The following is a 10,481-nucleotide window of genomic DNA, read 5'->3' as shown; positions in this document are numbered from 1 at the left end:
ACGCCAGCGTTGCGAGAATACGTGATCACCAAACTGGACAGGGTGCTAAGACATTTCGATCAGGTAATCGATGGCAATGTGGTCCTCTCGGTCGACAACCATAAGGAAAAGGATAAGAGACAGAAGGTCGAAGTGAACCTTCATCTGAAAGGCAAGGATATTTTTGTGGAGAGCGCGAACGGTGACATGTACGCCGCCATCGATCTCGTGGTCGACAAGCTCGACCGCCAGGTCGTACGTCACAAGGACCGCGTGCAGGGACATCAGCATGAGGCGCTAAAGCACCAGCCGGCGCCGATCATCGAAGTCCCGCCGCAATGAATAGCGTGGCGATGCATGCCATGACGCGAGGCTGGAGTCGATAGATCATCCTCTACCCCGCAAGCGAAGCCGCCCGGACCGGGCGGCTTTTTCGTGAGTACGTGCAACTTCGGGTGTTCTTGCGGGTGCAACCGCGCAACGACGGTTGCGCTCATGCATGGCGCATCGCACCATCGGCATGTACGCTTGTTCTATAATGGTCCAGTTGTGTGCGGGGTGTAACGTCCCCACGGTCCCGGCACCGGGTTTCGTCGCCAGATCCAACGCGTCCCGCGAAGCGGGCAGTTGTCGGGGTGAGGAGCATTCAGGCCACGTTTTCGCCTGCCAACATGAATCGTTTAGCCAAAATACTTCCCATCGAGAACGTCGTCGTCGGCCTGTCCGTTACCAGCAAGAAGCGCGTCTTCGAACAGGCTGGCCTGATCTTCGAAAACCAGAACGGCATCGCCCGCAGCACGGTTACCGACAACCTTTTCGCACGCGAGCGCCTCGGCTCCACGGGCCTGGGCGAAGGTGTCGCGATTCCGCACGGCCGCATCAAGGGCCTGAAGCAGCCGCAGGCTGCCTTCGTGCGCCTCGCCGAGCCGATCGCCTTCGAAGCGCCGGACGGGCAGCCCGTCTCGCTCCTCATCTTCCTCCTCGTGCCCGAGCAGGCTACACAGCAGCACCTTGAAATCCTGTCCGAGATCGCACAACTGCTGTCGGATCGCGAAACACGTGAGCGGCTCCATACGGAAGAGGACCGCGAAACGTTGCATCGCCTGCTCACCCAGTGGCAACCTTGATGTAATTTGCGGCGTCTTGCGGATTTGCGGCCGGCGCGCCGCGCGCCAGTGGGTGGTCCGTGCAGCGAACGCGCGCTGCGCCCGGACACGGTTGAAGCCCCAGGCGCCTGAGGCCGTTAAACGAGCAAGCTCGCCAGCGAAAAGCGCCCGGCAAATCCGGCAGTCAAAAATCGGCAGACGTAATCCGGCGGCCAATCCCGCCAGCAGTTGAGCGAGCCCTCTCGCGGAGCCAGCGACTCATGGACACTTCCAGCATCAACGCCCAAAGCATCTTCGACGACAACGCCACCACGCTGAAGCTCAGCTGGCTGACGGGGCACGAAGGCTGGGAGCGCGGCTTTTCGACTGAGACGGTGGCCACGGCCACGGCGAGCGCGGACCTCGTCGGCCACCTGAACCTCATCCACCCGAACCGCATCCAGGTGCTCGGCGACGCCGAAATCCACTACTACCAGCGCCAGACCGACGAAGACCGCTCGCGCCACATGGCCGAGTTGATCGCACTCGAACCGCCTTTTCTCGTGGTCGCCGACGGCATGACTGCGCCGCCCGAGCTGGTGCTGCGTTGTACGCGCTCATCCACGCCGCTCTTCACCACGCCGATGTCGGCGGCCACCGTCATCGACAGCCTGCGTCTTTACATGTCGCGCATACTCGCGCCGCGCGCGACGCTGCATGGCGTGTTCCTCGACATCCTCGGCATGGGCGTGCTGCTCACGGGCGACTCCGGCCTCGGCAAGAGCGAGCTGGGTCTCGAACTCATCAGCCGCGGCCATGGGCTCGTGGCCGACGACGCCGTGGACTTCGTGCGCCTCGGCCCCGATTTCGTCGAAGGCCGATGCCCGCCGCTGCTGCAGAACCTGCTCGAAGTGCGCGGCCTGGGCCTGCTCGACATCAAGACGATCTTCGGTGAAACGGCCGTGCGCCGCAAGATGAAGCTCAAGCTCATCGTGCAGCTCGTGCGCCGCCCGGACGGCGAGTTCCAGCGTCTGCCGCTCGAGAGTCAGACCGTGGATGTGCTGGGCCTGCCCATCAGCAAGGTCACGATCCAGGTGGCCGCGGGTCGCAACCTCGCCGTGCTGGTCGAGGCCGCCGTGCGCAATACGATCCTGCAACTGCGCGGCATCGACACGCTGCGCGATTTCATGGACCGCCAGCGCCTCGCCATGCAGGACCCCGACAGCCAGTTCCCCGGCAAGCTGATCTAACGCCACGGCGCGTGCTCATTGGTGCCGCGCGGCCCGGAGAGCCAGTACAGGCGCGCGGATCGGATGCTATGATGACCCAATCGGGTTCATCGAATTTCCCATGCGTATCATCCTGATCACCGGCATTTCGGGCTCCGGCAAGTCAGTGGCGCTCAACGCGCTCGAAGACGCCGGGTACTTCTGCGTCGACAATCTGCCGCCGCGCCTGTTGCCGCAGCTCACACAATATCTCGGCGAGGACGGCTACGAGCGCCTCGCCGTCGCGATCGACGCGCGCTCGAGTGCTTCGTTCGACGACATGCCGGAGATGATCCGCGACCTCGCACAGCGCCACGACGTGCGCGTGCTGTTCCTCAACGCGAGCACGCAGTCGCTCATTCAGCGCTTTTCGGAAACGCGGCGCCGCCATCCGCTCTCGGGCTCTCCCGCGCACGACGCGAACGTGGGCATGCTCAAGTCGCTCGAGGAAGCGATCGAGCACGAGCGCGAACTCGTCTCGAACCTCGCCGAGTTCGGCCATCAGGTCGATACGAGCAACCTGAGCGCGAATGCGCTGCGACAGTGGGTGAAGGTGTTCGTCGAGGGCGAGCGCGGCTCGCTCATGCTCACCTTCGAATCGTTTGGCTTCAAGCGCGGCGTGCCGCTCGACGCGGATCTCGTGTTCGACGTGCGCACGCTGCCCAATCCGCATTACGACGCTCGCCTGCGGCCGCTCACCGGGCTCGATCAGCCCGTGATTGACTTTCTGGATGCGCAGCCTGCCGTCCACGAAATGATTGACGATGTGTACGCGTTCGTCGCGAAATGGCTGCCGCATTTTCGCAACGACAACCGCACCTATCTGACTATCGCGATAGGCTGCACCGGCGGCCAGCATCGCTCGGTGTATATCGCCCAGACGCTCGCCACGCGCTTTGCCGGCGAGTCGAACGTTATCGTGCGCCACCGCGACGCGCCTCTCGATGTTGGAGAATCGTCGCGCCTGATCGCCTAACCGGCCGCGCATCGCGCGGCCCTTAACGGAAAGCGTTGCGCCATGTCCTCGTCTCCTGCCGTGCTTGCCGATTTGCCGCTGTTTCCGCTGCATACGGTGCTGTTCCCTGGCGGCCTCTTGCCGCTCAAGATCTTCGAAGCGCGATACCTGGACATGGCGAGCGAGTGCCTGCGCGAGCACACGCCGTTCGGTGTGTGCCTGCTCAAAAGCGGCGCCGAAGTCGCGCAGCCCGACGAGCACGTTGCAGTGCCGGAGTCGGTGGGCTGCCTCGCTGTCATCGACGAGTGCGATGTCGAGACCTTCGGCATGCTGCACATCTGCGCGCACGGCACGCAGCGCTTTCATCTGCTCTCGCATCGCGTGCAAGCCGACGGCCTGCTCGTGGGCGTGGCCGAACTGATCCCCGAAGACATTCCGCTCGAAGGCAGCGAGCGGCTCGCGCGGTTCGGCGCGTGTGCCGAAGTGCTCGAGCGGATCATCGCGACGATCCGCGAGCGCGACGCGACGAGCCTGCCATTCGCCGAACCGTTCCGCTTCGACGACCCTTCGTGGGTCTCGAATCGTCTCGCCGAAGTACTGCCGATCGCGCTACGCGCGCGTCAGAAGCTCATGGAGCTGAACGATGCCGGTGCGCGCATCGACGTCGTGCATCACTACATGCAGCAGCATCAGTTGCTTTGATGAGGCTTGCGTCGCGGCGTTAGATCAACGGCCCGCGCAGCGCGTCGAGCAGCTTGCGCACCGGAGCGGGCACGCCGTACGCATCGATCTCGCGCAACGGCACCCATGCGGTTTGGTTATCGCTTGCTTCGAGTGGCGCGGCCTCGCGCTGCAGTTCGACGACTCGCGGCTCGATGTCGAGCTTAAAGTGCGTGAACGTGTGCGTGAGCGGCGCGAGCGGCGAACCCGCGCTCGCGCGCTCGCGGCTCGCGCCGAATGCCTGCGCGCGCTCGACGAGCGCCGCTTCGTCGGCGGCTTCGGGCAGGCTCCACAGGCCCCCCCAGATGCCCGAAGGCGGCCGCTTCTCCAGCATCACGGCATCGTCGGCGAGCAGCACGAGCATCCACGTGCGCCGCGTGGGCACCGCCTTCTTGGGACGCGCAGCGGGCAGTTCGCGTTGTCGCCCCGTTGTCTTCGCCACGCAATCCGAAGCGAACGGGCAACGCACGCAGTCAGGCTTGCCGCGCCCGCACAGCGTCGCGCCGAGGTCCATCAAACCCTGCGTGTATGCGCTCACGTCGGCGTCGCTTGCGGCGGCACCCGGCACGAGCGATTCGGCAAGCGTCCACATCGCGTTCTCCACGCGCTTTTCGCCCGGGAAGCCTTCCACACCGAACACGCGCGCCAGCACGCGCTTCACGTTGCCGTCGAGGATCGTCGCGCGCGCACCGAACGCGAACGACGCGATCGCCGCCGCCGTCGAGCGACCTATGCCCGGCAGCTCCGCAAGTGCCTCGACCGTCGATGGAAAACGGCCGCCGTGCGTGTGCGCCACGACCTGCGCGCAGCGATGCAGATTGCGCGCGCGCGAGTAGTAGCCGAGCCCTGCCCATAGGGCCATCACATCGTCGTCACTCGCGCCGGCGAGTGCCTCGACCGTGGGAAAGCGCTCGAGAAAGCGTGCGTAATACGGAATCACGGTCGAGACCTGGGTCTGCTGCAGCATGATTTCCGAGAGCCAGATGCGGTACGGGTCGCGCGTGTTCTGCCACGGCAGGTCGTGACGCCCATGCTCGCGCTGCCACGCGATCAGGCGTGGCGCGAAGCCGGTGAGCAGTTCGACGGGATACGCGCCAGCCGCGAGCGGCGCAGAAGTGGACGAGGTTCGGTACATGGAAGAGCTTGCCGGTCAGCGCTGGCAGCGCGGACAGAAATAAGTGGAACGCTGGCCCTGCACGATCTGTTTGATCGGCGTGCCGCACACGCGGCAGGGCTCGCCGGCCCGGTCATAAACGAAGTATTCGAGCTGGAAATAGCCGCTTTCGCCATTGCTGCCGACGAAATCGCGCAGCGTGCTGCCGCCCTTCTCGATGGCCGAGGCGAGCACGGCGCGCACGGCGTCCGCGAGAAGCTCGTAGCGCGCGAGCGAGACGCGCCCCGCCGGGGTCGTGGGCCGGATGCCCGCGCGAAAGAGGCTTTCCGACGCGTAGATATTGCCCACGCCCACCACGATGTCGCCGGCGAGCAGTGCCTGCTTGACGGCGACCTTGCGGCCGCGCGTCTCGCGATAGAGCAACGCGCCATCGAAGGCCGGCGTGAACGGTTCGATGCCGAGACTCGCCAGCAGCGGATGACCGAGCACGTCGCCCGCCTCGCGCGGATGCCAGAGCACGGCGCCGAAGCGGCGCGGGTCACGAAAGCGCAGCGTGAAGTCGTCGAAGAACCAGTCGATGTGATCGTGCTTTTCCGCGGCCGGCGGCTTCGGCAGATTGCGCAGCACACGCAACGTGCCGGTCATACCCAGATGTACGATGAACCAGCCCGCGTCGACCTCGAACAGCAGATATTTGCCGCGGCGCCCGACCGAACGAATCGTGCGGCCGCGCAGCGTGCGGCCGAGCGTGGCCGGCACGGGCCAGCGCAATGTGGGGTTGCGCACCTCCACACGCTCGACGCGGCGGCCGGCGACCCACGGTTCGATCCCCCTTCGGGTAACCTCAACTTCTGGCAACTCTGGCATGACTGATGGCCTGAATGGGATGCTGATTCGGGTTGGTCTACAACTTGCGTAATCGTTATGTGCGCGTTGTGCGCGTATTGTAGCCAGCGCGTTACAATCGACCGAAACATTCGACGGAATTCCATGGAACTGCCTTTCGTTAAGCTGTTCGCGAAGCGTCCCGCGACGCCCCGCGTGCCCGCCGCCTTCGCGCGCCGCCTGATCGGCGCCGCAGTTCTCGCGGCCTGGGCGTTGACCACGTCGAGCGCATATGCGCAGGATCCGTCCCCCGACACGGACGACACTTCCGTCACCATGCCGGACGCCTTCGGTCCCGCCTCGCCGGACGAACTGAAGGACCTGCCGGACGTCCCGTTGTCGAGCCAGATCGTCTTCCAGGTGCTCGCCGCAGAGATCGCGCTGCAGCGCGACCAGCCTGCACCCGCGTTTCAAACGTATCTCGCGCTAGCGCGCGACACGCACGATCCGCGCATGGCGCAGCGCGCAACCGAAATCGCGCTCGCGGCGCAAAGCCCGTCCGACGCCCTCACGGCCGTGCAGCTCTGGCAGCAGTACGCGCCCGACTCGGAGCGTGCGGCGCAGCTCGACGCGTCGCTGCTCGTGCTCGCCGGCAAGCCCGACGAAGCCCAGCCGCTGCTCGCGCGGGAGCTCGCACGCGTGCCGGCCGACAGCCGCGGCCAGGCGATCCTCTCGCTGCAACTGCTGATCTCGCGCGGCCCCAATCGCGTAGGCGGGCTGAACGTGCTCAAGACGATGCTCAAGGACGACATGAAGCGTCCAGAGGCGCAGCTCGCGATCGGCCGCCAGCAGTTGCTCGCCGACGACGCGCCCGGCGCGCGCAAGTCGTTCGAGCAGGCGCTCGCAATCAAGGCCGACTATCTGCCCGCCGCGCTGATGCTCGCGCAGATGGGACCGGAGGAGCGCAGCGAAGGCATCGCTTCGATCGAGAAGTACGTCCAGCAGAATCCGAAGTCGCGCGAAGGCCGGCTCGCCCTCGCGCAAACCTACCTCGCAGCCGACCGTCTCGACGACGCGCAAAAGCAGTTCGAGATCCTGCACAAGGACAACTCGAATGACCTGATGCCGCTCATGGCGCTTGCGCTCATCAGCGTGCAGCAAAAGAAGTTCGATGCGGCTCAGAAGTACCTGACGCAATACGCGCAGATCGCCGAGAAAAATCCGGCCGCCGATCCTGGCCAGGCCTACATTTACCTTGCGCAGTTGTCGGTCGAGCAGAAGGACGACGCCGGCGCGCAAAAGTGGCTCGACAAGATCCAGCCCAGCAGCCAGCAGTATGTGCCGGCCCAGATCACGCGCGCGCAGATCCTCGACAAGGAAGGCAAGACCGACGACGCACGCCGCCAGCTCGCGAGCATCCAGAGCGACGACCCGCGCGACCAGGCGCTGATCGCGCGCACCGACGCTGCGATCCTGTTCGACGCGAAACGCTATCCGGAAGCCGAAGCGCGGCTGGCGAAGGCAACCGCGGACTTCCCGGACGACCCTGACCTCACCTATGACTACGCGATGGCCGCGGAAAAGAACGGCCATTACGAAGTCATGGAAGCGCAGTTGCGCAAGCTGATCCAGACGCAGCCCGACAATCCGCAGGCCTACAACGCGCTCGGCTACTCGCTCGCGGACCGCAATCTGCGCCTGCAGGAAGCCGACAAGCTCGTCGAAAAGGCCTCGGCGCTCGCACCGGACGACGCATTCATCATGGACAGCGTGGGTTGGGTGAAATACCGCATGGGCGACAACGCCGACGCGATCAAGCTCTTGCGCAAGGCCTACAGCCTCCAGCCGAACGCGGAAATCGGCGCGCACCTCGGCGAGGTGCTCTGGAAGAACGGCGACCAGGACGGCGCACGCGCCGCCTGGCGTGAGGCGCGCAAGCTCGAACCCGACAACGACACCCTCCTGAAGACGCTCAAGCGCTTCCAGGTCAACGATCTCTGATGGCTGATTTCCCCCCCGAATTTATCCCCAAGGCATTTCCCGCCACGCACGCCGCCCGCCTCGCGCGGCGTGCGGCGCTCGGCGCGGCGGCGGCTGCGCTCATCGTGCTCACGGGCTGCGCCACGCAGCAGCCGCCGCGCCAGCCGTCCACCTCGAACGCCACGACCTCACTCACCACGCAGACGAACCGCGCCTATCACGGCCGCTTCGCCGTGCAGTACGTCGATCAGAACGGCCAGCAGCGCAACGCCTACGGCAACTTCGACTGGCACGAGACCGACTCGACCGTGACGCTGCAACTGCTCAATCCGCTCGGGCAAACGCTCGCGCTCGTGACTTCGGCGCCGGCGCAGGCCACGCTCGAGTTGCCGAACCGCCAGCCTCTCACGGCCGACAACGTCAGCACGCTCATGCAGCAGGCGCTCGGCTTCGCGCTGCCCGTGGAAGGACTGCGCTACTGGCTGCAGCCTTCGGTTGCGCCCACGTCGCGCGCACACACCACACCCGATCCACAGGACCCGCAACGGCTTTCGCAGATTCAGCAGGATGGCTGGACCATCGACTACGTCGCGTACGCGGACGCGCCCGGCACCGGCGTGAAGCGCGTCAATCTCACACGCGAAGAACCGCCGCTTCAGATCAAGCTCGTGCTCGACCAGTAAGCGGGCGCCCGACTACCCAACACCAGTAACGTCTGGCCGGCATGCGCTGGCCGGCACCACGCATCATGATCGAAACCCAGGACTCGCTGCGCGACTGTCTCGCGCCCGCGAAACTCAATCTCTTCCTGCATATCACGGGCCGCCGGCCCGATGGCTATCACGATCTGCAGACCGTGTTCCAGTTGCTCGACTGGGGCGACACGCTGCACTTCACGCGTCGCCAGGACGGGCGCATCACGCGCACCGTCGAAGTGGAAGGTGTTCCCGCCGAGCACGACCTCACCGTGCGCGCGGCGACGTTGCTCAAACAGCATACGGGCACGCAGGAAGGCGTGGAGATCGACATCGAAAAGCGTCTGCCGATGGGCGCGGGGCTCGGTGGCGGCAGCTCCGACGCGGCCACGACGCTGCTTGCCCTCAACCGTCTCTGGAAGCTCAACCTGCCGCGCGAAGAATTGCAGGCGCTCGCACTCAAACTGGGCGCCGATGTACCGTTCTTCGTGTTCGGGAAAAATGCATTTGCAGAGGGTGTCGGAGAAGCGTTGGAGGCTGTACAATTGCCCCCGCGTCATTTTTTGGTCGTGACGCCGCGGGTTCATGTTCCTACTGCTGAGATTTTTTCCGAAAAGTCGTTGACAAGGGACACAAAGGCCTGCAAAATAGCAGTCTTTCTTGCACAGCAAGCAACGCAAACCGGTTGGCCAGACAGTTTCGGCCGAAACGATATGCAAGCGGTTGTCGCAGGAAAATACGCGGAAGTCGCGCAGGTGCTTCGATGGTTTGATTGCATCGCACCAGCGCGGATGACCGGATCGGGTGCCAGCGTTTTTGCAGCATTCGCCAGTCGGACCGAGGCAGAAGCGGCACACGCCAAACTGCTCGCGGAGCAGCCCGATTGGAGAAGCGCAGTGGCCTCGAGTCTGGATACGCATCCACTCTTCGCTTTCGCGGCATAGTTTTGCGTGGTTGAGCGGCCCTACCCGGTCAACCAGGCTCAAAGTTGAGTGTAGGGGAGTCGCCAAGTTGGTTAAGGCACCGGATTTTGATTCCGGCATTCGAGGGTTCGAGTCCTTCCTCCCCTGCCAATAATTTCAGGCAGTTCGCCCTGTGGTTTAGAAAGGGCAATTCGCCTTAGTCGTCCCTCTCGCCCCCCAAGTCCGCAGCAGGTGCATGATGAGCAGCCATGACGGCCTGATGGTATTTACTGGCAACGCAAATCCCGCGCTTGCCCAGGAAGTCGTCAAGATCCTCGGTATTCCCCTCGGCAAGGCTATGGTTAGCCGCTTCTCCGACGGCGAAATCCAGGTCGAAATCCAGGAAAACGTGCGTGGCAAGGACGTCTTCGTCCTCCAGTCTACGTGCGCGCCGACCAACGACAATCTGATGGAACTGATGATCATGGTCGATGCGCTCAAGCGCGCATCCGCAGGCCGGATCACCGCAGCCATCCCCTACTTCGGCTATGCCCGTCAAGACCGCCGCCCGCGTTCGGCGCGCGTCGCCATCTCGGCGAAGGTCGTGGCGAACATGCTGGAAATCGCTGGCGTCGAGCGGATCATCACGATGGATCTGCACGCCGACCAGATTCAGGGCTTCTTCGACATTCCCGTCGACAACATCTATGCAACGCCCGTGCTGCTCGGCGATCTGCGCAAGCAGAACTACGAGAACCTGCTGGTCGTTTCGCCGGACGTTGGCGGCGTGGTGCGCGCCCGCGCGCTCGCCAAGCAGCTGAACTGCGATCTCGCGATCATCGACAAGCGTCGTCCGAAGGCGAACGTCGCCGAAGTGATGAACATCATCGGTGAAGTCGAAGGCCGCACCTGCGTGATCATGGACGACATGGTCGACACCGCCGGCACGCTCTGCAAG

At 64.5% G+C, this 10,481-nt stretch carries 11 protein-coding genes and 1 tRNA gene; 10 read left to right on the top strand and 2 right to left on the bottom strand.

Annotated elements, in window-relative coordinates:
- The 5 genes from hpf to VMJ11_RS24320 form a co-directional block, all read left to right on the top strand.
- A partial coding sequence (gene hpf / locus VMJ11_RS24340) for a ribosome hibernation-promoting factor, HPF/YfiA family (RefSeq protein WP_325622566.1) occupies positions 1–321 on the top strand: 321 nt, incomplete at its 5' end.
- A 329-nt stretch (positions 322–650) separates the two neighbouring features.
- Positions 651–1,106: a PTS IIA-like nitrogen regulatory protein PtsN gene (ptsN, locus tag VMJ11_RS24335; protein WP_028201860.1), complete on the top strand. Its 456-nt coding sequence runs from the start codon at positions 651–653 to the stop codon at positions 1,104–1,106.
- 239 nt (positions 1,107–1,345) lie between these two features.
- Complete coding sequence (gene hprK / locus VMJ11_RS24330) at positions 1,346–2,314, top strand: HPr(Ser) kinase/phosphatase (RefSeq protein WP_028201859.1); 969 nt, start codon at positions 1,346–1,348, stop codon at positions 2,312–2,314.
- Between the two features lie 100 nt (positions 2,315–2,414).
- Positions 2,415–3,308 carry an RNase adapter RapZ gene (gene rapZ / locus VMJ11_RS24325; protein ID WP_325622564.1) on the top strand — a complete coding sequence of 298 codons (894 nt, stop codon included), beginning with the start codon at positions 2,415–2,417 and terminating at the stop codon, positions 3,306–3,308.
- Between the two features lie 42 nt (positions 3,309–3,350).
- Complete coding sequence (locus VMJ11_RS24320; protein WP_325622562.1) at positions 3,351–3,989, top strand: LON peptidase substrate-binding domain-containing protein; 639 nt, start codon at positions 3,351–3,353, stop codon at positions 3,987–3,989.
- A 19-nt stretch (positions 3,990–4,008) separates the two neighbouring features.
- Here the strand turns inward: VMJ11_RS24320 and mutY are convergent, their stop codons facing one another.
- Together mutY and mutM are read right to left on the bottom strand one after the other, a co-directional pair.
- Positions 4,009–5,142: an A/G-specific adenine glycosylase gene (gene mutY / locus VMJ11_RS24315; RefSeq protein WP_325622560.1), complete on the bottom strand. Its 1,134-nt coding sequence runs from the start codon at positions 5,140–5,142 to the stop codon at positions 4,009–4,011.
- Positions 5,143–5,157: 15 nt separating this feature from the next.
- The gene (mutM, locus tag VMJ11_RS24310) at positions 5,158–5,988 is read right to left on the bottom strand and encodes a bifunctional DNA-formamidopyrimidine glycosylase/DNA-(apurinic or apyrimidinic site) lyase (RefSeq protein WP_325622558.1); all 831 of its coding nucleotides are present in this window, start codon (positions 5,986–5,988) and stop codon (positions 5,158–5,160) included.
- Between the two features lie 123 nt (positions 5,989–6,111).
- Here mutM and VMJ11_RS24305 point away from each other — a divergent pair, with 123 nt between their 5' ends.
- The 5 genes from VMJ11_RS24305 to VMJ11_RS24285 form a co-directional block, all read left to right on the top strand.
- A complete protein-coding gene (locus tag VMJ11_RS24305) occupies positions 6,112–7,947 on the top strand; it encodes a tetratricopeptide repeat protein (protein ID WP_325622556.1) in 1,836 nt (611 codons plus the stop codon).
- Positions 7,947–8,609 (top strand): lipoprotein insertase outer membrane protein LolB, encoded by a 663-nt coding sequence (gene lolB / locus VMJ11_RS24300; protein WP_325622554.1) that lies wholly within the window; start codon positions 7,947–7,949, stop codon positions 8,607–8,609. Before VMJ11_RS24305 ends, lolB begins: the two co-directional genes overlap by 1 nt.
- Before the next feature lie 65 nt (positions 8,610–8,674).
- A complete protein-coding gene (ispE, locus tag VMJ11_RS24295; RefSeq protein WP_325622552.1) occupies positions 8,675–9,565 on the top strand; it encodes a 4-(cytidine 5'-diphospho)-2-C-methyl-D-erythritol kinase in 891 nt (296 codons plus the stop codon).
- A 52-nt stretch (positions 9,566–9,617) separates the two neighbouring features.
- Positions 9,618–9,694: transfer RNA gene (locus VMJ11_RS24290), tRNA-Gln, on the top strand.
- Between the two features lie 88 nt (positions 9,695–9,782).
- Positions 9,783–10,481, top strand: a 699-nt coding sequence (locus VMJ11_RS24285) for a ribose-phosphate pyrophosphokinase (protein WP_325622568.1), incomplete at its 3' end; no start/stop codon positions are given.

It is taken from the genome of Paraburkholderia sp. (assembly GCF_035501035.1).
Lineage (GTDB): Bacteria > Pseudomonadota > Gammaproteobacteria > Burkholderiales > Burkholderiaceae > Paraburkholderia.
This window is presented reverse-complemented; position numbering and strand designations above follow the sequence as displayed.